This window comes from Paenirhodobacter hankyongi, assembly GCF_003664585.1.
GTDB classification, from domain to species: domain Bacteria; phylum Pseudomonadota; class Alphaproteobacteria; order Rhodobacterales; family Rhodobacteraceae; genus Rhodobacter; species Rhodobacter hankyongi.
Genome location: NZ_RCHI01000017.1, coordinates 68799 through 92036, shown reverse-complemented (window position 1 = coordinate 92036; position 23238 = coordinate 68799). Strand labels below are relative to the sequence as shown.

General features: G+C 69.1%; 22 protein-coding genes and 1 pseudogene. 6 read left to right on the top strand and 17 right to left on the bottom strand.

Features of this window, described 5'->3' with window-relative positions:
• The 3 genes from DYS74_RS15490 to DYS74_RS15480 form a co-directional block, all read left to right on the top strand.
• On the top strand, positions 1-791 hold a 791-nt coding region (locus tag DYS74_RS15490), incomplete at its 5' end, for an MBL fold metallo-hydrolase (RefSeq protein ID WP_147435520.1).
• Positions 792-812: 21 nt separating this feature from the next.
• Complete coding sequence (locus tag DYS74_RS15485) at positions 813-2405, top strand: FAD-dependent oxidoreductase (RefSeq protein WP_121534591.1); 1593 nt, start codon at positions 813-815, stop codon at positions 2403-2405.
• A complete protein-coding gene (locus tag DYS74_RS15480) occupies positions 2393-2587 on the top strand; it encodes a DUF2783 domain-containing protein (RefSeq protein WP_113901177.1) in 195 nt (64 codons plus the stop codon). Before DYS74_RS15485 ends, DYS74_RS15480 begins: the two co-directional genes overlap by 13 nt.
• A gap of 38 nt (positions 2588-2625) precedes the next feature.
• Here DYS74_RS15480 and DYS74_RS15475 read toward each other — a convergent pair whose 3' ends face one another.
• From DYS74_RS15475 to DYS74_RS15420, 12 genes are all read right to left on the bottom strand, one after another.
• Entirely contained in the window at positions 2626-3378 is a 753-nt protein-coding gene (locus DYS74_RS15475) for a LamB/YcsF family protein (protein WP_121534590.1), read from the bottom strand.
• Positions 3368-4393, bottom strand: a complete 1026-nt coding sequence (locus DYS74_RS15470; protein ID WP_121534589.1) for a 5-oxoprolinase subunit C family protein — start codon at positions 4391-4393, stop codon at positions 3368-3370. Before DYS74_RS15470 ends, DYS74_RS15475 begins: the two co-directional genes overlap by 11 nt.
• Positions 4390-5130 carry a 5-oxoprolinase subunit B family protein gene (locus DYS74_RS15465; RefSeq protein ID WP_183077560.1) on the bottom strand — a complete coding sequence of 247 codons (741 nt, stop codon included), beginning with the start codon at positions 5128-5130 and terminating at the stop codon, positions 4390-4392. The genes DYS74_RS15470 and DYS74_RS15465 overlap by 4 nt, the downstream gene beginning before the upstream one ends.
• Before the next feature lie 7 nt (positions 5131-5137).
• Complete coding sequence (locus tag DYS74_RS15460; RefSeq protein WP_183077559.1) at positions 5138-6397, bottom strand: amidase family protein; 1260 nt, start codon at positions 6395-6397, stop codon at positions 5138-5140.
• Between the two features lies 1 nt (position 6398).
• Positions 6399-7067: a DUF2848 domain-containing protein gene (locus DYS74_RS15455; RefSeq protein WP_121534586.1), complete on the bottom strand. Its 669-nt coding sequence runs from the start codon at positions 7065-7067 to the stop codon at positions 6399-6401.
• Between the two features lie 19 nt (positions 7068-7086).
• Complete coding sequence (locus DYS74_RS15450; protein ID WP_121534585.1) at positions 7087-8370, bottom strand: TRAP transporter large permease; 1284 nt, start codon at positions 8368-8370, stop codon at positions 7087-7089.
• Positions 8367-8912, bottom strand: a complete 546-nt coding sequence (locus tag DYS74_RS15445; RefSeq protein WP_121534584.1) for a TRAP transporter small permease subunit — start codon at positions 8910-8912, stop codon at positions 8367-8369. Before DYS74_RS15445 ends, DYS74_RS15450 begins: the two co-directional genes overlap by 4 nt.
• A 16-nt stretch (positions 8913-8928) precedes the next feature.
• A complete protein-coding gene (locus tag DYS74_RS15440) occupies positions 8929-9969 on the bottom strand; it encodes a TRAP transporter substrate-binding protein (protein WP_121534583.1) in 1041 nt (346 codons plus the stop codon).
• Between the two features lie 34 nt (positions 9970-10003).
• Positions 10004-10825, bottom strand: coding sequence for a putative hydro-lyase (locus DYS74_RS15435; RefSeq protein WP_121534582.1), 822 nt, complete (start codon positions 10823-10825; stop codon positions 10004-10006).
• 90 nt (positions 10826-10915) lie between these two features.
• Positions 10916-11797 (bottom strand): LysR family transcriptional regulator, encoded by an 882-nt coding sequence (locus tag DYS74_RS15430; protein WP_121534581.1) that lies wholly within the window; start codon positions 11795-11797, stop codon positions 10916-10918.
• A gap of 74 nt (positions 11798-11871) precedes the next feature.
• On the bottom strand, positions 11872-12534 hold the full coding sequence (locus tag DYS74_RS15425; RefSeq protein ID WP_121534580.1) for an acyl-homoserine-lactone synthase: 663 nt from the start codon (positions 12532-12534) through the stop codon (positions 11872-11874).
• A gap of 72 nt (positions 12535-12606) precedes the next feature.
• Positions 12607-13254, bottom strand: a complete 648-nt coding sequence (locus DYS74_RS15420; RefSeq protein ID WP_245965298.1) for a helix-turn-helix transcriptional regulator — start codon at positions 13252-13254, stop codon at positions 12607-12609.
• 61 nt (positions 13255-13315) lie between these two features.
• Here DYS74_RS15420 and DYS74_RS15415 point away from each other — a divergent pair, with 61 nt between their 5' ends.
• Both DYS74_RS15415 and DYS74_RS15410 read left to right on the top strand, forming a co-directional pair.
• Complete coding sequence (locus DYS74_RS15415) at positions 13316-13753, top strand: autoinducer binding domain-containing protein (RefSeq protein WP_121534578.1); 438 nt, start codon at positions 13316-13318, stop codon at positions 13751-13753.
• A 301-nt stretch (positions 13754-14054) separates the two neighbouring features.
• Positions 14055-14267 (top strand): annotated as a pseudogene (locus tag DYS74_RS15410) (transposase); the annotation flags it as partial.
• Positions 14268-14389: 122 nt separating this feature from the next.
• Here DYS74_RS15410 and DYS74_RS15405 read toward each other — a convergent pair.
• The 5 genes from DYS74_RS15405 to DYS74_RS15385 form a co-directional block, all read right to left on the bottom strand.
• On the bottom strand, positions 14390-15730 hold the full coding sequence (locus DYS74_RS15405; RefSeq protein WP_183077558.1) for a sugar ABC transporter substrate-binding protein: 1341 nt from the start codon (positions 15728-15730) through the stop codon (positions 14390-14392).
• A gap of 25 nt (positions 15731-15755) precedes the next feature.
• Entirely contained in the window at positions 15756-17096 is a 1341-nt protein-coding gene (locus DYS74_RS15400) for a sugar ABC transporter substrate-binding protein (protein WP_183077557.1), read from the bottom strand.
• A gap of 94 nt (positions 17097-17190) precedes the next feature.
• Entirely contained in the window at positions 17191-18570 is a 1380-nt protein-coding gene (locus DYS74_RS15395) for an NtaA/DmoA family FMN-dependent monooxygenase (RefSeq protein WP_121534575.1), read from the bottom strand.
• A 35-nt stretch (positions 18571-18605) separates the two neighbouring features.
• A complete protein-coding gene (locus DYS74_RS15390) occupies positions 18606-19604 on the bottom strand; it encodes an ABC transporter permease (protein ID WP_121534574.1) in 999 nt (332 codons plus the stop codon).
• The gene (locus DYS74_RS15385) at positions 19601-21220 is read right to left on the bottom strand and encodes a sugar ABC transporter ATP-binding protein (RefSeq protein WP_121534573.1); all 1620 of its coding nucleotides are present in this window, start codon (positions 21218-21220) and stop codon (positions 19601-19603) included. The genes DYS74_RS15390 and DYS74_RS15385 overlap by 4 nt, the downstream gene beginning before the upstream one ends.
• 590 nt (positions 21221-21810) lie before the next feature.
• On the opposite strand from DYS74_RS15385, the gene DYS74_RS15380 reads away from it, so the two are divergent.
• On the top strand, positions 21811-23079 hold the full coding sequence (locus DYS74_RS15380; protein ID WP_121534572.1) for an SfnB family sulfur acquisition oxidoreductase: 1269 nt from the start codon (positions 21811-21813) through the stop codon (positions 23077-23079).
• The last annotated feature ends 159 nt before the right edge of the window (positions 23080-23238 follow it).

Below are 23238 nucleotides of genomic sequence, written 5' to 3'. Positions count from 1 at the left end.
CGCGCGACTGGCTGAAGATCCTGCGCGAGCAGACCGACAAGCCGGTGCGCTACCTGATCCTGACCCATTACCACGCGGTGCGGGTGCTCGGCGCCTCGGCATTCGAGGCGGGCGACATCATCATGTCGAATGCCTCGCGCGATCTGGTGGCCGAACGCGGCGAAGAGGATTGGAAAAGCGAGTTCGGCCGGATGCCGCGGCTTGCCAAGAACGCCGAGGAGGTGCCCGGGCTGACCTGGCCGACGATCACCTTCGACACCGAATATTCGATCCCGCTTGGCGGCGACCGCGGCACGCTCGATCTGCGTTTCCTCGGCCGCGGCCATACCGGCGGCGACATCGTGGTGTGGCACGACAAGACCCGCACCCTCTTCGCCGGCGACCTCGTCGAGGCGAAGGCCGCGCTCTACACCGGTGACGCCTATCACTTCGACTGGGCGACGAAGACCCTCGACGCCGTCAAGGCGTATCAGTCCGAGAACCTGATCGGCGGGCGTGGTGCGGTGGCGCGCGGCGTCGCGGAAACCGATGCGGCGGTCGAGCAGACCCGCAAGTTCCTCAATGGCATGATCGACAATGTCGGCCCCGTGCACCGCGCCGGCGGCACGCTGAAGGAAGCGTTCGAGGCGACCCATGCCGCGCTCGCCCCCGACTTCGGCCAATGGCCGATCTTCGAGCACTGCCTGCCCTTCGACGTGCAGCGCCTGTGGGACGAGTTCGATGGCATCGAGACCCCCCGCATCTGGACCGCCGAGCGCGACCGCGAGGTTTGGGCGAAGCTGCAGGGCTGAGCGCGGACGAGGGAGGAGATCATGGCAAACGTTGCGGGAATTCCCGTCTACAAGGAGATCGGCGCCACCCCGGCGCCGGCCACCGACACCGACAGCGCGCCGGTGGTCATCGTCGGCGCCGGGCCCGTGGGCCTCGCGATGGCGCTCGACCTCGGCCGGCGCGGGCATGCGGTGACGGTGCTGAACCGGCTCGATTTCGTCGCGCATTGCTCGAAGGCGATCTGCTTCTCGAAGCGCTCGCTCGACATTCTCGACCGGCTCGGCGCGGGCGATGCGGTGACCGACAAGGGCGTCGTGTGGAACATCGGCAAGGTGTTCTGGGGTGGGGACGATGCGCCGGTCTATCAGTTCGACATGCTGCCGGTGAAGGACCAGAAACGTCCGGGCTTCGTCAACATCCAGCAATATTACGTCGAGGAGTACCTGCTCGACGAGGTGTCGAAGCTGCCCAATGTGGAGATCCGCTGGGGCCATGCGGTCGAGGACGTGACCCCCGGGGCCGAGGGCGTGACGCTCGATGTGACCGCGGGCGGGCAGGGCTATCGGCTGCGGGCCGACTGGCTGATCGCCTGCGACGGCTCGCGTTCGACCGTGCGCGACCGGATGGGCCTCGATTTCGAAGGCCGGGTGTTCGAGGACAACTTCCTCATTGCCGACATCCGGATGACGCATGAGATGCCGCCCGAACGCTGGTTCTGGTTCGACCCGCCGTTCAACCCCGGCCGCTCGGCGCTGATGCACCGCCAGCCCGACGATGTCTGGCGGCTGGATTTCCAGCTCGGCTGGAACATCGACCGCGAGGCGGCGATCCGCCCCGAGAACGTCGAGCCCTTCGTGCGCGCCATGCTGGGCGAGGGCGTCGCCTTCGAGCGCGAATGGTATTCGGTCTACACCTTCCAGTGCCGGCGCATGGCGCGCTTCGTGCATGGGCGGGTGATCTTCGCCGGCGATTCCGCGCATCTGGTCTCGCCCTTCGGCGCGCGCGGCTGCAACGGCGGCTTTGCCGATATCGACAACCTCGGCTGGAAGCTTGACCTCGTGCTGCGCGGCGCGGCCGATGCGGCGCTGATCGAGACCTATAATGACGAGGCGATCGCCACGGCGGACGAGAACATCCTGAACTCGACCCGCTCGACCGATTTCCTGACGCCGAAATCGACGGCGAGCCGGGCGCTGCGCGACGCGGTACTGGAACTCGCGGGCGCGCATGCCTTCGCCCGGCCCTTCGTGAACTCGGGGCGGCTCTCGACCGCGGTCAGCTATCCGGCCTCGCTGCTCTCGACCCCCGATGCCGAGACCTGGGCGGGCGGTGTGCCGCCGGGCAGTCCGGTGCTCGATGCGCCGCACGAAGACGGCTGGCTGCTCGATGCGCTTGGCGACGATTTCGTGCTGATCAGCCACGGCTGGGACGGCGCGGCGCCCGAGGGCGTGACGCGGCTCGAGGTGTCGGGCCTTGCGGCCGAGCGGCTCGCGCTGCCCGCGGGCGGCGCCACGCTGGTGCGTCCCGATCAATATGTGGCGGCGCGCTGGCAGCACCCCACGACCGAGGCCATCGCCGCCGCGCTGTCGCGCGCCCGCGGCGCCCTGCTGAAAGGTGACGCATGTCTGCACTGACCCTGACGCCCAATCTGAGCGGGCATGACGACCTCTATCAATCCCTCGTCGCGCTGCACGAGGGGCTGAGCGAGGAGGACAGCCTGAAGGTCTGGGCCAAGCTCGCGCTGCTGCTGGCGAACCAGATCGGCGACCGCCGGGTGATCGAGGCGGCGATTGCCGCCGCGCGTCCCGCCGCCTGAAATCGCGTCCTCCGGCCACCGCGCCGGGGGGCCTTCGCTCAGAACCGGGTGACGGTGATCCCCGCCGTCTCGAGATGGGCGCGCAGCGTGGCCGCCATCGTCACCGCCGCCGGGCTGTCGCCATGCACGCAGATCGTGTCGATGCGGGCCGGCAGCCGGGCGCCGCTGGCGGTGATGATCGCGCGGGCGCGGATCATCTCTTCCATGCGCCGGCCGACCTCGGCCGGATCGTGCAGCACCGCGCCCGGACGGCTGCGGTCGAGAAGCGTGCCGTCGTCATTATAGGCGCGGTCGGCAAAGATCTCGCCGACCCAGGTCGCGCCGATCTCGCGCGCCACCGCCTCCATCGCGGTCGCGGCCTGCGCCACCAGGATGATCCCGGGATCAAGCGCCACCGCCGCGCCATAGCAGGCGCGCGCGATCGCCGCATCCTCGGCCGCCATGTTCGACAGCGCCCCGTGCAGCTTGAGATGCCGCACCCGGGTGCCGGCAAGCCGCGCCATGCCCTGCGCCGCGCCGAGCTGATAGGCGACAAGGTTCGCCAGCTCCTCGGCCGAGAGCTTCAGCCGCCGCCGGCCGAAGCCCTGCAGATCGGCAAAGCCCGGATGCGCGCCGATGCCCACATCCTGCGCCGCCGCCGCCCGCATCACCCCGGCCATCACGTTCGCGTCGCCCGCATGCATGCCGCAGGCGATATTGGCCGAGGTCACCACGCCCAGAAGCGCCGCGTCGTCCCCCATCCGCCAGGGGCCGAAGCCCTCGCCCATGTCCGCATTCAGGTCAACGCGCATCGTCTTGCTCCAGGTCGTCGCCGCGGGTCACCCCGCCGATCAGCTGATAGGACAGAAGGTCCGGGATTGTCGCCGGGTCCCGGATCAGGCTGCTACAGCGCGCCGCCGCCTCGCGCAACAACACCGTCTCGTCGCGGCAGGCGCGGGCGGCGTCCTCGGCCCCCACGCGGCGAAAGCGCAGGACCGTGCCCGGGGCCGCCTGCGCGATCAGCGGCAGGTCCTCGGCCACCACCGTGCCAAGGCGCGGATAGCCGCCGACGGTCTGGCATTCGGCGAGCAGCACATAGGGCACGCCGTCGCCGGTGCTTTGCACGTCGCCCGGCCCGATCAGGTCCGAGGCCAGCCCCGCCGCCTCGGCCGCGACAAAGCGCGCCTCGGCACTCAGCTGCACGCCCTGCCGGTTGCCGCGCGCGCCGCGGCGAAAGGCGGTGGCGCAGAAGGCGTCGAGGGTTCCGGCGTCGAACAGCCCGGTCTGCGGCCCGTCCATCAGCCGCGCGGTGCCGCCCTGAAAGCGGTTCGCCACGGCGATGACGCGGGCCTCGGTCTCGGGCGCGGGATCGGGGGTCACGGCGAGCACCGCGCCCGCGGTCAGCGGCGCACCGATGCCGATCGCCAGATGCGCGGCGCGGCTGCCCAGCCAGTCGGGCGTCACCAGCCCGCCCGCCGGCACCAGATAGCCATAGACCCCGGCCTCGGCCCCGGCGATGCGCAGCCGCGCGCCCGGCTCGATCCGGTGGGTGGCGTTCCAGCGCAGCGGCACGCCGTCAAGCGTCGCCGCCATCGGCGCGCCGGTCAGCGCGACGCGCATCGGCGCATCGACCGAGAAGACCCCGCCGGCGCCGGCCATCTCAAGCGCGGCCAGCGGCGCACGCGCGCCCAGAAGCGCCGCCGCCTCGATCAGCGCCAGCCGGTCGGCCGCGCCGCCGCGCGACAGGCCCTGCGCCAGATGGCCGGGCCGGCCCATGTCCTGCACGGTCACGATGCCGTCGACGCGGTGAAGGGTGAGCGTGCTCATGCCAGAACCTCCAGCCGGGCGCCGCCAAGGCCCTGCGGATCGCCCGCAAGCGTCGCGATCTGATCGGCGGGCGCGGCGGCGAAGCGGATCGCGTCGCCCGCGCGCAGCGGCATCGGCTCGGCCCGGTCGGGGCGGAAGGGGCGGAAGGCCACCTGCGCCACCTGCCGCCAGCCGGTCGCCGAGGCCGCGCCGAACAACACCAGCTGCCGCACCGCGACGACCAGCGCGCCCGCCGGCACGCTGGGCGTCAGCTCGGGCAGGCGCGGCAGATTCCAGGCCTCGGGCAGCAGGCCGATATAGGGCTGGCCGGGGGCGAAGCCGATGGTCAGCACCCGCAGCTCGGCCGCGCAGATCTCGGCCGCGGCGGCCGCTTCGCTCTGGCCGAGGCGCGCCGCCACCGCGGCCAGATCCGGCCCCTCGGCACCACCAAAGGCCGCCGGGATCGTCCAGCGCCGGGTGGGGGCGGGCAGGGCCGGTCGGGTCGCGGCGATGGCCCGGGCCCGGGCCAGAAGCCCCGGCCCGACCGCCGCCACCGTCCCCGGATCAAGCCGCAGCAGCACCGAGACGAGCCCCGGCACCAGCTCGCGCAGCCCCTCGGGCGGGGCCGCGGCGATCTCGGCCGCCAGCACCTGCACCGCCGCCATCGCCGCGGGCTCGGGCCGACGGGCAAAGCGCAGCTCGATCCCGTCGGGGCCGGCGGGCAGCAACTCGGGCGAGAGGGGCGCGTCCTCGGTCATCGCCGCCTCACGCGATCGCGCGCGCCGCGGCCAGAAGCGCCGCATCGGCGCCCTTGCGGCCCACGAGCATCGTCATCGACCAGCGCGGTTCGGCCCCCGGCGTGGGCAGCGCCACGGCGCAACCGTCGACCAGGTTCACCAGCGAGGTGTTGCGCAGCATCGCCGCGTTCAGCGCGTCGAAATTCGCCTCGACCGCGGCGATCGTCGGCGGCAGCTGCATCAGCGTCGGCACGAGAAGCGCATCGAGCCCCTGCATCCGCGCCTCGAAGAGCGTCACAAGCCGCGCGCGCTCACTGAGCGCCGCGTCCAGCGCCCCGGGGGCGAGCGTCAGCGCAAAGCGGATGCGCGACAGAACGCGCGGGTCGCCCACCGTTTCCAGCCGCTCGAGGTCGGCACGGTGGATCGCCAGCGCCTCGGCCGCGACGATGATCTTGTTCAGCCCGATGCCCGCGCCGATCTCGGCCATCTCGACCGGCACCAGCTCGTGGCCAAGCGCCGCGATCCGCGCGGTCTCGGCGGCGAAAAGCGTGGCGACCTCGGGCGAGAGCCCCTCGGTGAAGGCGCCGGTCGGCAGGCCGAGACGCAGCCGGCCGGGCGCGGGGGCGTCGAGCGGGGCGCCCGCCATCACCTCGGTCACCTGCCGCAGCAGGGCCTCGGTGCCGGCCATCGCGCCGGCGCTGTCGAAGGTGCCGGCCAGCGGGAAGATGCCGGTCGCGTCAATGAGATCCGCACTCGGCTTCAGCCCCCAGATCCCGTTCGCCGCCGCCGGAATCCGCAGCGAGCCGCCGGTGTCGGTGCCAAGCGCCGCGTCGCACAGGCCAAGGGCCACGCTCACCGCCGCGCCCGAGGACGAGCCGCCCGGGATCACCCCGGCCGCCAGCGCGCTTTCCGGGGTGCCGTGATGCGGGTTCAGCCCGACGCCGGAATAGGCGAATTCCGACATCGAGGTGCGGCCGAACATCAGCGCACCGGCGCGGCGCAGCCGGGCGACGGCGACGGCATCCCCGGCCGCCACGCTGCCGCGCTCGACCAGCAGGCGCGAGCCCGCGCCGGTGACCTGCCCGGCCTCGTCATAAAGATCCTTGACCGAGATCAGCGTGCCGAAAAGCGGCATCGCCTCGCCCGCCGCGGCGCGCGCCGCAAGCGCGGCCGCCTCGGCACGGATCCGCGCCGGGGTGAATTCGGTGAAGATCGCGCGGCGGGTCGCGGCGGGCAGGGCCTCGGTGCGGGCGATCGCGTCCTCGACGCGGGTCAGGAAAGCGCTCATCTCAGGCCACCTCGGGCAGGACGATGGTTTCATATTCATGCCCGATCGCGCGGTTGCGGTCGGGGTCGCTCAGCCGCATGCGGAAGCGGCGCGCCGGCCGCACGCCGCCGATCGCGCCGAAGGTGCCGCACAGCATCGCCACCGGCCCCTCGACGCCCAGCACGTTCAGCCCCGCCCCGGCGGCAAGTTCGGCCAGCGGCCGGATCGAGGCGAGCGTGCCGGCCTGATAGGCGACCCAGCTGCCGTTCTCGAAGATCCAGCTTTCGCAGACCAGCCGGTCGAGACGGTCCTCGACCTCCTCCCAGGGCCAGAGCTCGGCGGCGCAGGGCTTGGCGCAGACCTGCTTCGACAGCGCCACCGAATGCGCCTCGAGCACGCGGTCGGTGTGGTCCGACCCAAGGCCGAGGAAACGGCGCGCGCCATGCTGCACCACCATCGGCTCGACCTCGCCCGAGGAGCCGGGGCCCACCACCTCGATCCGCGGCGCGGTGGTCAGCGTCGCGGCGGCAACGCGGTAGTAAAGCGGCGTCGCCGAGGGCGGCGCGACGCCAAGGGCGGCCAGCTCGTCGATGTGATGGGCGATGGCCTTCTGGTCGCGTCCGGTCCAGCCGGCAACGACGAGATGAGAGAAATCGAGGTCGATCGGCGACTCGCCGTTGAGGAAACGCATCAGGCGTCCTTTCAGGAAATCAGAGGTGGGAGGGCAGCCAGAGCGCCAGCGAAGGCAGCGCGATCAGCGCCGCGATCATGCCCAGCATCACCAGCACATAGGGGATCGCGCCAAGGATCACCTCGTTCATCGTGCCGCTGCGCCGCGTGCTTTGCACCACGAAGAGGTTGAGCCCGACCGGCGGGGTGATCAGCGCCATCTCGATCAGCACGATCATCAGCACCCCGAACCAGACCTTGTCATAGCCAAGCCCGGCGATGATCGGCACCACGATCGGGATCGTCGCCACCATCAGCGACAGCGTCTCGATGAAGAAGCCCAGCACGAGATAGAGCGCCACCACCAGCAGCAGCGTGCCGAAGGGCGAGAGCCCCGAGCCGCGGATCAGCGCGCCAAGCTCGCGGCCAAGCCCGGCCGAGGTCATCGCGAAGTTCAGGAAATAGGCGCCGGTGATCACCAGCATGATCATCGCCGAGATCCGCACCGTGCCGATCAGCGCGGCGCCGAGGGTGCGCAGGCTCAGCCCCTCGCCCAGCCCCACGGCGATCAGCGCCGCGATGGCCACCCCGATCGCCGCCGATTCCGTGGGCGTGGCCCAGCCGGCATAGATCGAGCCGATGACCACGGTGAAGAGGATCACGATCGGCACCAGCTGCACCAGGCTCGCCAGCCGCTCGCCCCAGCTGAAGCGGCGCGACGGGCCGCCCAGATCGGGGCGCACCGCGCAGATCGCCGCGGTGACGGCGACGAAAGCCAGCGCCATCAGCACACCGGGCACCAGCCCCGCCGAAAAGAGCTGCGGGATCGAGGTCTCGGTCAGGAAGCCATAGACGATCAGGTTGATCGAGGGCGGGATCAGGATGCCGAGCGTGCCGCCCGCGGCGATCGCGCCCGAGAAGAGCTTCGGGTCATAGTGCAGCCGCTCGGCCTGCGGCATCGCCACGGTGGCGACGGTGGCGGCGGTGGCGACCGACGAGCCCGAGGTGGCCGAGAACATCGTCGCGGTGGCGATATTGGCGTGCACCAGCCCGCCCGGCAGCCAGCTCAGCCATTTGTCGAGCGCGCCATAGGTGCGCGCGGCCACCCCGCCGCGCACCAGGATCTCGCCCAGCAGGACGAAGAGCGGAATCGCGATCAGCGTCGCCGAGGCCGAGGAGGACCAGACCACCTGGCCCAGCCCGCGCAGCAGCGGGAAGGCGGAATAGAACTGCCCGACCCCGATGCCCAGCACGAAGAGCACGATCCCCACCGGGATCGACAGGGCCATCAGCCCCAGAAGCGAAACGGCAACGGTCCAGATCATGCGTCAAGCTCCGATCCGAGGCCCAGCGTCGCATCGAAGCGCGCGCGCTGGCCGGAGAGGAAATAGGCCAGCCCGATCAGCGTCAGCGCCGTCGCGCTGATCGCGAACCAGGCCCAGCCGGCAAACCAGATCCCCTGCGGGATCCACAGCGGCGTCTCGAGCGGGGTGTTCGCCCGCGAGCCGCGTGCCAGCGTCTTTTCCAGCACCGGCCAGCAATGCCAGGCGATCAGCAGCACGATGCCGTTGGTGACGATCATCGCGAAGATGTCCATCAGCGCCCGCCCGGGCGCGGTCAGCCGCAGCCGCAGCACGTCGATGCGGACATGCGCCCGCTCGACCAGCGCGCAGGCAAGGCCCCAGCTTGCGACCGCGGCCATGACATAGCCCGACAGCTCGTCCGAGCCGCCGAGCGAGCCCGCGCCCAGCTTGCGCAGCACCACATCGACCAGGATGAACAGCACCGTGGCGATCAGCGCCGCGCCCAGGACGAGCGCGACGAGGCGGTTGGCGCGCAAAAGCGCGCCGTGCAGTTTCGCGACCATCGCGCCCGCCCCGCCGTTACTGCGCGATCGTCACGCCGGCGGCGGCGCCGACGGTGTCGTTCCAGCGCGCGACCCAGTCCTTGCCGGCGCGGCCGGCCCAGTCGGGCAGCACGACCTCGGTCAGGATCTGGCGCGCCTGCGCCATGTCGGCCGGGGTGGCCTCGACCAGCGTCATCGAGGCGGCCTTGCCCGCGGGGCACTCGCCCGTGCCGGTCAGGCAGGCGATGTCGGTCGCGAGCCCGCCCTGCGCCGCGGCCCAGGCCGGGGTCTCGAGCCCCTCGGTCACGGCCTTTTCCAGCGTCGCCTGCTGATCCGCCGTGAGCCCGTCCCAGCGATCGGCGTTCATCGCGATCACCACCGGGTCCCAGCCACCGAGCGGCAGCGTCAGCAGGTGGTCCGAAACCTCCCACCAGCCCGCCGAATAGCCCGAACCGGCGCCGGTCACGGCACAGTCGATCACCCCGCGCTCGAGCGAGCCGGGCACTTCCGAGAAGGCGATGTTCACGCCCTCGGCGCCAAGCGCCTCGAGGAATTTCGTCGTCATCCGGCCCGAGCCGCGCACCTTCTTGCCCTTCAGGTCGGCCAGCGAGGTGACGTCGCCGCGGCAGAACAGCACCTGCGGCGGATAGGGCGCGATGCCCAGAAGCTGCGCGTTGAAGCGCGCGCGCATGATGTCGGCGACCATCGGGCGGGCGGCATCGACCAGTTTCTTCGCCTCGTCCGCGGTGGTCGCGAGCAGCGGCACGTCGAGCCCTTCCAGCTCGGGCGCGTCGCCCACGGTGTAATCGGCCACCGTCGCGCCGATGTCGAAGACGCCGTCGCCCAGCATCCGGTAGACGTCGGCGCCGGCAATGCCCATCTGGTCAAAGCTGGTGAGCTGCGCGGTGAAGGCGCCGCCGGTCATCGCGGGCAGCTTTTCGGTCCAGAACGGGGTCTCGAAGGCCTTGTAGAGCGGCAGGTTGCTCCAGCTGCCGACGACCGAAAGCTGTTCCTCGGCCATCGCGGGGGCGGCGAGCAGGGTGCCGGCCATCAGCGCGGCGATCATCTTCTTCTTCATCGGGTCTCTCCTGTCGGGGTGCTTTTGTTGTTGGTTACTGCGCCATGCCCACGCCGGTCAGCTCCCGCCAGGCGGCACCCGCCGGGATATCGGTGACGAGCATGTAGCCCGGGGCGTGGGTGATGGCGAGGGCGGGACGGGCGGCGGCAATCGCGGCCTGGGGGGTCACGCCGCAGGCGGTGAACACCGGCACGTCGCCGGGCCGGATGTCGGGGGCGTCGCCGTAATCGGGGCGGGTGATGTCGGCGATGCCGAGCGCGGCGGGGTCGCCGATATGCACCGGCGCGCCATGGGCCAGCGGGAAGCGGTCGCAGATCTTCACCGTCTCGATCGCGTCGGCCATCGGCATCGGCCGCATCGACACCACGAGCGGGCCCGAGAACTGCCCGGCCGGCCGGGTCGGGATCGAGGTGCGATACATCGGCACGTTGCGGCCGGCCGCCTGATGGCGCACCGGGATGCCCGCGCGCACCAGCGCATCCTCGAAGCTGAACGAACAGCCGATCGCGAAGGCGACGAAATCGTCCTGCCACAGATCGGCGATGTCGGCAGGCTCGCTCACCAGCGCGCCATGGCGCCAGACCCGATAGCGCGGCAGGTCGTGGCGCAGGTCGATCCCGGCGCCGAGCAGGTCGAGCGCGGGATTGCCCGGCTCGCTCACCGCCAGCAGCGGGCAGGGGCGCGGGTTCGCCTGGGCAAAGCGCAGGAACTCGGCCGCCTCGGGCGCGGGCAGGATCACCAGATTGGCCTGCAGCGCATCGCCACCAAAGCCGGCGGTCGGCCGCTCGAACCGCCCCGCACGGATCTCGGCGCGCAGCGCACGCGGGTCGGACAGCAGGGCGTCTTGATCGGTCATCTCGGGTCTCCTTCGGATCGGGAAAGATTCCGCAAGGCAACCGATTAGATCAAGAGTTCAGTCATGCGCAGTATTGATCTGTTTTCGAGATCATACAACCGAGGCGGCAACCGCCGCCCGGGTCAGCTCGCGGCCGATCTCCTCGTTGCGCTCGGGCATGTAGCAGATCGCGAATTCCAGATCGGGCAGCCGCGCCTCGGGCGTCACCTCGATCTCCTCGATCCCGGCATCGGGCCAGGAGGCGACGATGTCATGCGGGATCGTGCCGATGCCGAAGCCCTGCGCCACCAGATGCAACACCGTGGCGAGCGAGGCCGAGCCGTGCACCTCGGCCACCTTGCGCCGCACCGGGGTCAAGAGGTCGAGCACCCGCCGGTGCGGGATCGTGGTCTTCGGGAAGGACACGATCGGCAGCGCGGCAAGATCGTCGATCCCCGCCGGCCGCGGCAGGGTGAAATGCGCGGGCGAGCAGAACCAGCCCAGACTGACCGGCGGCAGCGCGGTCAGCACCATGCCGCGCGGCGCCTCGTCGCGCAGCATGATCGCCACATCGAGCCCGTCGGCGCTCAGCTCGCGCGCCATCTGGTCCGAGGTGTCGACCGAGATCTCGAAGCGCAGCAGCGGATGGCGCGCCCGCAGCGCCGTCAGCAGCCGCGGCAACAGCGTGTGGGTGATCGTCTCGGCCACGCCAAGCCGCACCACGCCCGCCATCTGGCCCTGCGTCAGCTCGCCGAGGATCCGGTCGCGCTGTGCCACCAGCAGCTCGGCCTCCTCGCAAAAGCGCCGCCCCGCCGCGCTCAGCCGCACGCCGCGGCCGTCGCGTTCGAAGAGGGTGATCTTCATCCGGTCCTCGAGGTGGTGCACCCGGCGCGAGATCGCCGATTGCGCCAGCCCGGTGGCGTCAGAGGCCGCCCGGAAGCCGCCGTGGCGCACGATGGCGCGGATGATCTCGATATCGCGAAAATCGAACATGGCGGCGACGGTGAGACCGCGCCGCGCCCGCTGTCAAGGGCCGGAGGCGGGGGAAGCCCCCCGCCCCCCATGTCTCAGACCGCACGCGCCGTGATCGCCGCGGCGGGCGCATGCGGCAGATAGGCCGGCGCCCAATCCGCCCGCCGCGCCGCCGAGAACTCGGCCGGCATCGCCAGCACCGCATACATCCGCCCGTCCTCGTCGTTGCGATAGCTCGGCCCGATCCGGCGCACCTCGTAGCCGAGCTGGCGCAGCGTCCGCATCAGCGCATGCGACGACAGACAGATCAGCGTCTCGGCGCCGCGCGCGCGAGCCTGCTCGACCAGCCCGTCGACGATCAGCCGCAGGCAGGTGCGCCGCTCGTCATTGGTCGTCAGCCGCGACGAGATCACCAGCCGCGTGCATTCCCACACCTGCGGCGAGGCGATCTCGTCGGGCAGCACGGTGGGCGGGATATGCTCGAGCTTGCCGCGATGCGCGTCGCGCAGCATGTAGGTGTTCGGGCCCCAGATCGCCTCGGTCGACATCGCCCGCGCGCCGCCCACGACCGCCCCGCCCGACAGCACCAGCGAGTAATGTGCGACGGGGGTGTCATACTGGTCCATCTCGACCTCGTCGTCATGCGGCACGTCCCAGCCGAGCTCGTCGACGAAGACCTCCTTGCGCAGCCGCAGGAAATTATAGAACGCCGGACCGTGACGATGCAGATCGGCGAATTTGAAAGTGATGTTATGCATGCTTGCCTCCTTCTGGATAGGCAAGCAGAAGCACGATCAGGCAACGTTTTCACCCTCGAGGGGTGTGTTGGCTCAGATCATTCGCCTTGCGGTGGCAAGTGCGAGCAATTCGATGGCATTCTTCGCCCCGGTCTTGCGGCAGGCCGAGGCAAGCCGCGCCTTCACCGCGCTTTCCGAGATGCCGATCTCGGCCGCGATCTGTTTCAACAGCTTGCCCCCCGCCCGCAGCCGGATCGCCTCGAGCTCGGCCTCGGTCAGCGGCGGACCGGCCTCGGGGCCGACATGGAGCTTGCGCAGCAGCGCATAGGCAGCCTCGAGTTCGTCCCGGGTGAAGTTGCGGTCGGCGCGGAACAGCATGGCATAGCTGCGCCGGCCGGCATCCTCGGGCCGGCAGAAGGCGACGGTCGCGCCCCAGCTCAGCCCGGCCTTGCGCGCCAGCTCGATCACCCCAGCGGGATCGGGCAGGTCAAGCTCCGACCAGCGCACCGCACCGCTGTTGGCATAGACCCACCGCATCGCCGGGTCCTGCATCACCAGCCCGAGCTGGGTGTAGGTCTCGATCCAGCCCGGATCGAGGGCGTTCAGCTCTTCCTCGGGAAAGGAATAGCCCACGCGCAACGCCACGTAGAACCCCGCAGGTGCAATCTCTTCCAGCGTTTTTCTACTTTTAGACAGGTTCATAAGCCCGGCAAACAGCTTGCGCTTGCAAAATGCGCTCAATATCTTTCGCGGCGGACGGAAGTATCCGCCATGCGCAACAACCTAAAGCGGAATTCATGCCATGGGAACCGGAATCAGGTCACAACTTGACGCGCGTCTGTCAGAGCTTGGTGAACTGTGCGACACCGGCTATGCGCTCGCGCTGCACATCCGTTTCACCCGGCCCAGCCTGCTGTTCCGCACCTATCCGCAGGACTGGATCGACCATTACAGCGAAATGGGGATGATGCTGCGCGATCCGGTGGTCGTGTGGGGGTTCCACCACACCGGCTCGGTGCTGTGGAAGGATCTCGAGGACCCGGACGGCATCCTGGCCGAGGCCGCGCAGCGCGGCATCCGCAACGGGCTGACCTGTGCCGTGGGCCCGGCGGGCGACCGCTCGATCTCGGGCTTCACCCGCAGCTCGGGCCCGTTCAGCCCGGCCGAGATCGAGAAGATGCATGCGCTGACGGTGACGCTGCACGAGCTCAGCGCCGAGCTGATCCCGGCCGGCGCCTGACATAATCCAAATTATCCGAACAATCAGCGGGCAGCATACTCACCCCGTTCGAGGTTGATGCGCCCGACAAGGTTTCGGAGACCGACATTACATATTGCGCCACGAGGATTGGCTTTGTCTGTCGGTAGGCTCTGCTGTGACCCCCGATAGTTCCTCCAGTTGATGCCAGGCTCCGGACTGGTTCCTGATCATCGCCAGAACAGGACGGTTGCGGTGTTTGTCGTACTTCACTGCCTTCTTGCTGGACTCTCGACCGGGGATGGCCCTGTTGCACAGATCCCGTGCGGGGTTCATCTCGTGAATTTGGCCCGGGAACTGGCCGGCCTATAACGAAGCGCTCAGGCGCCGGGGCTCTCTGACGATCTGGGGCGACCCCGAGAGGAGCTGGGATGCCGTGCCGACAGGCAGACGTGGCCGCCAGAAGCCCCTGGCTGTGAACACCCCGTAGCGCGGCTCCAAAGGACCGCTGCACCTGCTGATCGATAGCACCGGGATCAAGGTCGACGGGGAAGGGCTCACCTCGCCCCTCACCCGCTTTGTGCAACAGCCCCCCGCCCGGAAACTGAAGATGGCCGCGTAAATTCCACGAAGCACCCCCCGCAAAAGCGGGGGGATGACCCGATCGAACGGCCGATCTCAGGCCTTGCGGTTCGGCGAGGGACCGTCGAACTTGATCTTGTAGTGATCTGCGTATTCGGCGCGCACGCGCTCCCATTCGCCGCCGGTCTTCGCATCCAGATAGGCCTGCGGATAGGTCCAGCCCTGCGGCTTCGCGATCCCCTCCCATGCATGATCGACGTCGAGCGGGAAGATCTCCGCCTGCGGATCCCAGTCGTCGGGATGCAGGACCTTGGAGATCTTGCGGTAATCAAAGGGCTGCACCCCGTCGTTATCGACATAGCGATCGAGATAGCCGCCGACATTCTCCTTCGTGACGGTCAGCGACCGCCAGTTCAGCATCCGCTCCGAGGCGCGCGGCACCCAACCGTGGGTGACGTCATAGATCCGCCCGGCAAGGAGTGCCGCCGCATAGGCCGGGCTGTTGCCCGAGGTGGCGAGTTGCCGACCGGCCGCGATCGACTTCGCACCGAGACTGGTGCCGTCTGCCCCGACCACGAGAATATCCTCGCCCGGCCGCAGTCCCGCCGCCTGGATCGCCGCAATCACGCCCTGCGCAACGTCATCGTTCTGCGCGACCACACCGACGACACCCGGGTTCCGGGTCAGCAGATCCTCGGTCGCCTTCAGCGAATCCTCGCGGTTCCACTTGCCCGGCAACTGGTCAACGAGCCGGGTCTTCGGAAAGTCGCGGAAGGCGTCGTCACGCCCCGCCGACCGCTGCCGGTCGGTCAGGGTACCGTTCGTGCCGGTGACGCCGATGATGTCGCCGCCCCCGAATTTCTCGATCACCGCAGCGAGCAGCCTCGCGGTCACCGCGCGATGCGCCTCGAATTCCTCGGGCAGAGTGTAGAGCGTATAATAGTCCGAGCCCTCGAACGGCGTGAACCAGGGCAGGCTGTCCCAGACATTGCCGATGAAGACTCCGTTCTGTTCGGCGACCCGCGCCGCCCCCTTGATCGTGCTGCCGTCGGCGAGGTTGAAGACCACCGATTGCGCCCCGCCCGCGACCTGTTGCTCGAACTGGTTGAACTGGCGTTCCCCGTCGAACTGGCTGTCGAGCCCGACATAGGAAAAGCCCAGTTCCTGCGTCGCCGCCTCGAAGGCTCCGTTCAGGATCTGGTTGTATTCGTTCGACATGAAGGCCGAGATGAAGGCGAGCTTGCCATTCGGCGCGGCGACCGCCACCCGCGGCAGACCAGCCGCGGCGGCAAAGGTGGTGGCGGCCGCGCCGGCCGAGACCATGGCGAGGAAGTCGCGCCGCGAGACGCCATGGGTGTCAAGCCGTTCCATGTAGCGCCCGACGGCTTTCGGGTCCTCGAGCCCGAGGGCCCAGCGGGGGAGGGAGAAGCGTGTCATCGGCTGTCCTTTCCGGGAAGACATCTCAGGCCCTGCGGTTCGGCGAGGGGCCGTCATACTTGATCTTGTAATGGGCGGCATATTCGGCGGCGACCGCGGCACGTTCGCCGGTGTCGCGCGCCGCGACATAGGCCGGCGGATAGCTGTAGCCCTCGGGCTTCGGAATGCCGCCGAAGGACTGATCGATATCCAGCGGATAGACCTCGGCCTGCGGATCCCAGTCGTCGGGATGCAGCACCTTCGACATCTTGCGGTAGTCGAAGGGCTCGACATCGCCATTGTCCACGAAGCGCTCGATCCAGCCGTCGATATTGTCGCGCGTCAGGGTCAGGGTGTTCCAGTTCAGCATCCGTTCCGAGGCGCGCGGCACCCAGCCATGGGTGACGTCGTAAAGGCGCGTGGTGAACAGTGCCGCGGCAAGTGCGGGCGAATTGCCCTTGGTCGCCAGCATCTGCCCGGCCTTCACCGCCTTTGATCCGAGCCCGGTGCCCGAGGTGCCCACGACCAGGACATCCTCCCCCGGCCGCAGCCCGGCCGCGTTCAGCGCCGCGATCGCGCCAAGAGCGATGTCGTCATCCTGGGTCACGATGCCCACGACATTCGGGTTCCGGGTCAGCAGGTCCTCGGTCGCCTTCAGGGCATCCTCGCGGTTCCACAGGCCCGGCAGCTCGTCGACAAGCCGGGTCTTCGGGAATTTCGCGAAGGCCGCATCGCGGCCGCGGTTGCGCTGCAGCTCCAGCAGGCTGCCCTTGCTGCCGGTCACGCCGATGATGTCGCCGCCGCCGAATCTTTCCGTCACCCCGGCCAGCAGCACCTCGGTCACCTCGCGCTGCGCCGTCACCTCCTCGGACACCGCAAAAAGCGTGTAATAGTCATCCGCGTCGAAGGGGGTGAACCAGGGCAGGCTGTCCCAGATATTGGCGATATAGATCCGGTTCTGCGCCGCGGTGCGGGCAAGGCCGCGGATCGCGCTGCCGTCCGAGAGGTTGAAGATCACCCCGCTGACGCCCGCGGCCACCTGCTGCTCGAACTGGTTGTACTGCCGCTCGCCGTCGAACTGGCTGTCGAGCGAGGTATAGCCGATGCCGAGGCTTTCGGCCGCCGTCTTCGCGGTGCGGTCGAAGGTGGTGTTCCATTCGTTGACCATGAAGCCTGTGAGGAAGGCGAACTTGCCGTTCTGCGAGGCAATGGCCGCGGCGGGCAGGCCCAGAGCGGCGGCGCCGAAGCCCGCGGCCACCCCTGCCGAGGCAAGGGCGAGGAAATCGCGCCGGCTGGCGCCATGGCTGTCGAGCCGCTCCATGTGGCGGTCGATGACCTTGCGGTCGGTGAAGTCGGGCAGGCCTCGCGCCAGGTCCCTGAGTTTCATCTGAACATGCCTTTCCTGATCGCAGGGCATGGCCCTGCGGGTTGTGGTGGGTTTCCGGGAGGGACCGGCGACGCCGCGCGTCACCGGCGGGGTGTCATTCGGCCGCGGCCGGCGCCTTGGCAAAGGCGCCGCGATAGCGGGCCGCCGGGTGGCGTTCATTCACCCGGGGACCGGCCCCGAACAGTTTCTCGCGATAGGTGCCGGGGGCATATTCGCGCTGCGCAAGGCCGCGTTTTTGCAGCTCCGGCACCACCTGTTCGGCGAAATCGACGAAGGAGCCCGGCAGCCGGTGATAGCTGACGTTGATCCCGTCGATGCCCGCCTCCTGCCAGAGCTCCAGCCTGTCGGCGATGCTTTCGGGCGTGCCGACGATGTTGCCCGCATTGGCATAGACCTGCCCCAGATCCCGCACCCGCGGAATGACGCCGGGGTTTGCATCCTCGAATGTGCGCACCACCCCCTGCACGCCCTGGATGTCCAGCTCCGCCACCGGCCGGTCCGGATCGAGCTGCCCGAGGTCGATGCCGAGGTCGCGGCTGAGATGCGCGAGCAGCCCGTCCGTGCTGATGTCCTCGGCAAGCGCGCGCGCCCTGCGCGCGGCCTCCTCCTCGGTGCTGCCGACGACGAAGGACATGCCCTGAATGAACTTCAGGTCCCCGGGGCGGCGCCCCGCCTGAACCAGGTAACGGTTGGTCTCCTCGATCTGCCGGCGCGCGCCTTCGGGCGATTGCGCGACGATATAGGTGCCTTCGGCGTTGCGCGCGGCGAAGCTGCGCCCGGCGAGCGAGGCGCCGGCCTGGAACAGCAGCGGCACCCGCTGCGGCGAGGGCTGCGACAGATGCGGTCCGAGGACCTTGTAGCGCTCGCCCTGATGGTGAATGCGGTGGATCTTCGCCGGATCCGCATAGCGGTTGCCCGCCTTGTCGGCGATCACCGCGCCCTCGTCCCAGGACCCTTCCCACAGCTTGTAGACCACATCGGCGTATTCGTCGGCCCAGCGATAGCGTTCGTCATGCGGCACGATCTGGTCGAAACCGAAGTTCTGCGCCGCATTGTGGCTGACCGAAGTGACGAGGTTCCAGCCGATCCGCCCCTTCGACAGGTGATCCAGAGTGGAAATCCGGCGTGCGAAGGTGAACGGGTGCTCCTGCAGGATCGAGCTGGTCAGCGTCAGACCGAGGTTTTCGGTCGAGGAGATCAGCGCCGCGATCAACGCCCCGGAATCGTTGATCGGGATCTGGACGGCTTCCTCGATATAGGTGTCCCAGCTGCCCTTGTAGGCCGGATCGACGCCGATGATATCGGCGCTGAACAGCGCGTCGAACTTCGCCTTCTCGAGGATTTTGACCAGATCGACCCAGGTCGAGAGATCGTTGAACCGGGTCTGGAGCGTGTCCTCGCGCCGCCACAGGCCATGGTGGATATGCGACACGGCATTCATCACGAAGCCGTTCAGGATCAGGCGTTTCGCCATGTCAGTCTTCCTTCGGGAGGGGGCCGGTCAGGCCATCACTTGATCACCTGGCCGGCATTGGCCTTGCGGCTGACCAGCACGGCGGCGATGACGACGAGGCCCTTGATGATCATCTGCAGGAATTGCGACACGCCCATCAGGTTCAGCCCGTTGTCGAGAATCGCGATGATCAGCACGCCGATCAGGGTGCGGTGCACACCGCCGACGCCCCCGGCAAGCGACGTGCCACCGACGACGATCGCCGCGAGGCTGTTGAGCAGCAGGTCCGAACCGAGCGACGGCCCCGCCGCCCCGAGCCGCGCCACCGCGAAGATCGCGCCAAGGCCGGCAAGCAGCCCCGACAGACCGAACGCGTAGAGCTTGTAGCGCCCGACCGGCACGCCCGCGGTCTGGGCAACCTGCTCGCCGCCGCCGATCAGGTACATGTAGCGCCCGAAGCGGGTCCGGCTGCCGATCACCACCACCACGCCCCAGGCGAGGATCGCCCAGAGGGCAATGTTCGGCAGGCGCGGGATCAGCTGGCCGATCGAGATGGTCTCGAGCCCCGGAGCGTTGAACTGGATCGCGCGCCCGTCGAGCAGCGTGAGCGCGATGCCCGAAAACACCGACAGGGTGCCAAGCGTGACGATGAAGGACGGGATCCGCCCCTTCGTGTAGATCAGCCCGTTCACCAGCCCGAGCCCGCCGCCCACCAGCGCGGCGAAGGGGATCACCAGCCAGCCGATTCCCCAGGCGTTCAGCGCGGTGACGCTGACCGCACCGGTCAGCAGCACGATCGCGCCGACCGACAGGTCGATGCTGCCCATCAGCACGATGAAGGTCGCGCCAAGGCACACGATCAGCAGCGTTGCCGCCTGTCCGCTGACCGCGGAAAAGTTCCGCAGCGTGGCAAAGGAACTCGTCGTCAGGCTGAAGACCACGAACAGCGCAAGCACGACGCCGATCGGGAACCACAGGCCCGGCTCGAACCGGTTCAGGATCCGTCGCAACGGGGTGCCGGTCCAGGGCCGGTCGGGGGAAAGGCTGAAGGTCATGTCGTGATTTCCACTTGTTCGGAGGAGGAAGCGGCCCCCGGCAGCATCAGCGCCACGAGGTCCTGTTCGGAAGGTTTCGCATCGGCAGGGGCCGGGACATCGGCCACGACGGCGCCGCGCTGCATGATCAGGATCCGGTTCGACAGGCCGATCAGTTCCAGCAGCTCGTCGGTGATCAGCACGATGGCCACGCCCTGATCGGTCAGGTCGCGCAGCACGCGGTAGATTTCCTGCTTCGCCCCGGCATCGACGCCACGCGTCGGGTTGTCGAGCACCAGAACCTCGGGGCGCCGTTCAAGCCAGCGCGCCAGAACGACCTTCTGCTGGTTTCCGCCCGACAGGCGATGCATCGGCGTTTCCGGCCGGGCGGACCGCACCGCCAGCGCCTCGATGTGCCTGTGCGCGGCGCGGCGCTCCGCGCCCCTGCGCCAGAATCCGGCGCGGGTCGAGAACAGGTCGCAGCCGCTGCCGATCGAGAAATTCCATGCCACCGGAAAGGCCGGGATGATCCCTTCGACCAGCCGCTCCGCCGGGATATAGCCCAGACCTGCGCGCGCGCTGCGCCGGATGTCGGGCGCCTGCGGCGCGCCGTCCTTCAGCGCGACCGTGCCCCCGACCGGCGCACGGACGCCGGCGATCGCCTTGCCCAGCTCGGACTTGCCGGAATCCAGCAGCCCGCCGATGCCGAGAATCTCGCCCGGCCTCACCTCCAGGGTGACCTCGGATGCTCCGGCGGCCGCACGGATCCCTTCCGCGCGCAGCCCCGCCCGAGGCGGCAGCTCGCGATGCTGGCGCGCCTCGTAGTAATAGTCGCGGGCCCTTTCGCGCCCGACCATCAGCCCGTGCAGGTGGTGCTCGTCGGTCTCGTCGGGCCGCAACCGGGCGGCCAGCGCGCCGTCCTTGAGCACATAGATCACATCCGAAATGTCCAGCACCTCTGCCATGCGGTGCGACACGAACAGCAGCGAACCGTATTTCCGCACCTCGCGCACAAGGTCGAAGAACGTGTCCTCGTCCCGCCGGTCGAGCGCCGAGGTCGGTTCATCGAGCAGGATCAGCGGTTCCCCGACGCCGCGGATCAGCGTCGGGGTCAGGCAGGCCCGGGCGATCTCGATCGACTGGCGGGTGGAGAAGTCGTAATCGCCCGTCCGCCGCTCGACATCGACATCGAGCCCCGCGGTCTCGACGATCCGGCGCGCCGCGCGCACCATCGCCTTGCGATCGACCCACTGGCCGAAGCGGGCATAGCGGGCCTCCTCGCCGATCAGCAGGTTTTCATAGACCGGCACATTGTGGACGAGCGACTGTTCCTGAAACACCCGGGTGACCCCGAGCCGCACCGCCGCCCGGTGGCTGTCGGGCCGGAACGGCTGCCCTGCGAAGGTGATCGTGCCACGATCGGGGCGGGTCAGACCGCTCAGGATATTGAAGACCGTCGACTTGCCAGCGCCATTCTCGCCCACCAGCGTCACCACCGACCGCGCCGGGACATCAAAGGAGACGTCGCTGAGCACCGTCACCGGTCCATAGGCCTTCGACAGATTGCGCGCCTCCAGAAGGTTGGCCTGCGAGGGCGGTGGGTTTGATGCCGGTGTCACCGGGAAATGCGCGGTCATGCTGCCTGTCCGAAACTGTCGTCATGGGGCGCGGCCGAAACGGGCCCCTGCCCGGTTCCGGATCGCGGGCTAACCCTAGGCCAGGTCGTCTAGAAATGAATTCTGAAGATCCCCCGCTTCGGGAAACCCCCGCGCCAAAGCTGTGCCCCGCCGGGGATGGATCCTGCTGTCAACACAAATATACGACCGATATTGCCGTGATTCTCCGGCACGGCCGGGTCCCCCGCCCTGCCCGCCCCTCGCGCAGGGCGGCGAAGCGCCAGGATCGCCCGGACCCGCCCCGCAGCGCGCTCATGCCGCACAGCGGCGCGGCCCCGCGTGATCGGACGCACGACAGGCCTCGGCCGCCGAAGCGATTCGGCCGCCCGCCCGCCGGCGCCCGGCACAGAAGAAAATCGCCCGGCCAACCGCGCGAAGGGAACGAACCTGCTGCCGAGGCGGGGCAAAAGACGACGCCCCGTTTCTTGCCGCAGCCCCATTCCCGCGTCAGACTTCTTCCTGCAGGGCCCGCAGTGAAACTCATGTTTTCAATGAGTTGCCGGAAAGAACCGGGCCCGGAACCACCGTGAAACACTCAGAAAGGAAACCCGATGGGATCGCTGACAAGGGGCGAGATCGACCACAGCCTGCATCCGCGCGTGAACTCTGCCGACCCGGTCGCCCCGCGCCCGCGTCCGACCGAGCCGCCGCACCTGCTGCGCGACGATGCCGACGCCATCGCCATCGCCACCGCGCTGGCCGCAGAGCTGGCGCAGGGCGCCCAGCTGCGTGACCGCGAGGGGCTGCTGCCGCTCGCCGAACTCGACCGCTATTCGCAAAGCGGGCTGTGGTCGCTGCTGGTGCCGAAAGCACACGGCGGGCCGGGGCTGTCGCATGCGACGCTGGCCAAGGTGATCTCGATCGTCGCGACCGGCGACCCGGCGGTGGCGCAGATCTCGCAAAACCATCTCGCCATCGTCGATCTGGTCGACCTCGACGGCACCGAGGAGCAGAAGGCCATGGTCTTCGGCTGGTCGCTGGCCGGGCTGCGCTTCGGCAATGCCTTTTCCGAATTCGGCACGAAATCGGTGGGCGAGTTCCGCACCCGTGTCACCTTCGAAGGCGACGAGGCCGTGGTGAACGGCGAGAAGTTCTATACCACCGGCGCCTTGCTCGCCCATCTGGTGCCGATCGTCGCGGTCGGGCCCGACGGCATCTATCTGGTCTTTGCCGACCGCGATGCGCCGGGGCTGAGCGTCACCAACGACTGGTCGGGCTTCGGCCAGCGCACCACCGCCTCGGGCTCGGTGCGGCTCGACACCGTCCGCGTCGCGCGCAACCGCGCGATCCGGCTGCGCGACACGACCGAACATCCCACGGTGCAGGGCCCGGTCTCGCAGATCATCCAGGCGGCAATCGACGCCGGCATCGCGCGCGCGGCGATCGACGAGACGATCCGCTTCGTGACGACGCAAAGCCGGCCCTGGATCGACAGCGGCAAGGAGACCGCGGGCGAAGACCCCTACACGATCCAGGCGATCGGCGATCTGAAGATCCGCCTGCACGCGGCCGAGGCGCTGCTCGAGATCGCCGGGCGCGCCATCGACCGCGGCTATGCCGAGGCCTCACTCGACACCGTCACCGAGGCGACAATCCGCACCGCCGAGGCCAAGGTGCTGACCACGCAGATCGCGCTCGAGGCCACGAACCGGCTGTTCGAACTGGCCGGCACGCGCTCGACGCTGGCGGTGAACGGGCTTGACCGGCACTGGCGCAATGCGCGGGTGCATACCCTGCACGACCCGGTGCGCTGGAAGTTCTTCCATGTCGGCAACTGGTATCTGAACGGCACGCATCCGCCGCGCCATCCCTGGAACTGAGCCCCCTGCCCCGGCAGGCCCCCGTCCTTCCCGGCGGGGGCCTGCGCGGTCCGGGCCCCCTGCCCCGGCCGCACCGCCGGCCCGATTCTGCGCCATCCCGTCCCGGCCGCGCCGCTGTCGCGGCAATCTTCTGTCCGCATCCGCTGCGGGAGAAGAATT

Coding starts and splice junctions, on each gene's coding strand:
- DYS74_RS15485 (WP_121534591.1), top strand. CDS start 813: ATGGCAAACGTTGCGGGAATTCCCGTCTACAAGGAGATCGGCGCCACC.
- DYS74_RS15480 (WP_113901177.1), top strand. CDS start 2,393: ATGTCTGCACTGACCCTGACGCCCAATCTGAGCGGGCATGACGACCTC.
- DYS74_RS15475 (WP_121534590.1), bottom strand. CDS start 3,378: ATGCGCGTTGACCTGAATGCGGACATGGGCGAGGGCTTCGGCCCCTGG.
- DYS74_RS15470 (WP_121534589.1), bottom strand. CDS start 4,393: ATGAGCACGCTCACCCTTCACCGCGTCGACGGCATCGTGACCGTGCAG.
- DYS74_RS15465 (WP_183077560.1), bottom strand. CDS start 5,130: ATGACCGAGGACGCGCCCCTCTCGCCCGAGTTGCTGCCCGCCGGCCCC.
- DYS74_RS15460 (WP_183077559.1), bottom strand. CDS start 6,397: ATGAGCGCTTTCCTGACCCGCGTCGAGGACGCGATCGCCCGCACCGAG.
- DYS74_RS15455 (WP_121534586.1), bottom strand. CDS start 7,067: ATGCGTTTCCTCAACGGCGAGTCGCCGATCGACCTCGATTTCTCTCAT.
- DYS74_RS15450 (WP_121534585.1), bottom strand. CDS start 8,370: ATGATCTGGACCGTTGCCGTTTCGCTTCTGGGGCTGATGGCCCTGTCG.
- DYS74_RS15445 (WP_121534584.1), bottom strand. CDS start 8,912: ATGGTCGCGAAACTGCACGGCGCGCTTTTGCGCGCCAACCGCCTCGTC.
- DYS74_RS15440 (WP_121534583.1), bottom strand. CDS start 9,969: ATGAAGAAGAAGATGATCGCCGCGCTGATGGCCGGCACCCTGCTCGCC.
- DYS74_RS15435 (WP_121534582.1), bottom strand. CDS start 10,825: ATGACCGATCAAGACGCCCTGCTGTCCGACCCGCGTGCGCTGCGCGCC.
- DYS74_RS15430 (WP_121534581.1), bottom strand. CDS start 11,797: ATGTTCGATTTTCGCGATATCGAGATCATCCGCGCCATCGTGCGCCAC.
- DYS74_RS15425 (WP_121534580.1), bottom strand. CDS start 12,534: ATGCATAACATCACTTTCAAATTCGCCGATCTGCATCGTCACGGTCCG.
- DYS74_RS15415 (WP_121534578.1), top strand. CDS start 13,316: ATGGGAACCGGAATCAGGTCACAACTTGACGCGCGTCTGTCAGAGCTT.
- DYS74_RS15405 (WP_183077558.1), bottom strand. CDS start 15,730: ATGACACGCTTCTCCCTCCCCCGCTGGGCCCTCGGGCTCGAGGACCCG.
- DYS74_RS15400 (WP_183077557.1), bottom strand. CDS start 17,096: ATGAAACTCAGGGACCTGGCGCGAGGCCTGCCCGACTTCACCGACCGC.
- DYS74_RS15395 (WP_121534575.1), bottom strand. CDS start 18,570: ATGGCGAAACGCCTGATCCTGAACGGCTTCGTGATGAATGCCGTGTCG.
- DYS74_RS15390 (WP_121534574.1), bottom strand. CDS start 19,604: ATGACCTTCAGCCTTTCCCCCGACCGGCCCTGGACCGGCACCCCGTTG.
- DYS74_RS15385 (WP_121534573.1), bottom strand. CDS start 21,220: ATGACCGCGCATTTCCCGGTGACACCGGCATCAAACCCACCGCCCTCG.
- DYS74_RS15380 (WP_121534572.1), top strand. CDS start 21,811: ATGGGATCGCTGACAAGGGGCGAGATCGACCACAGCCTGCATCCGCGC.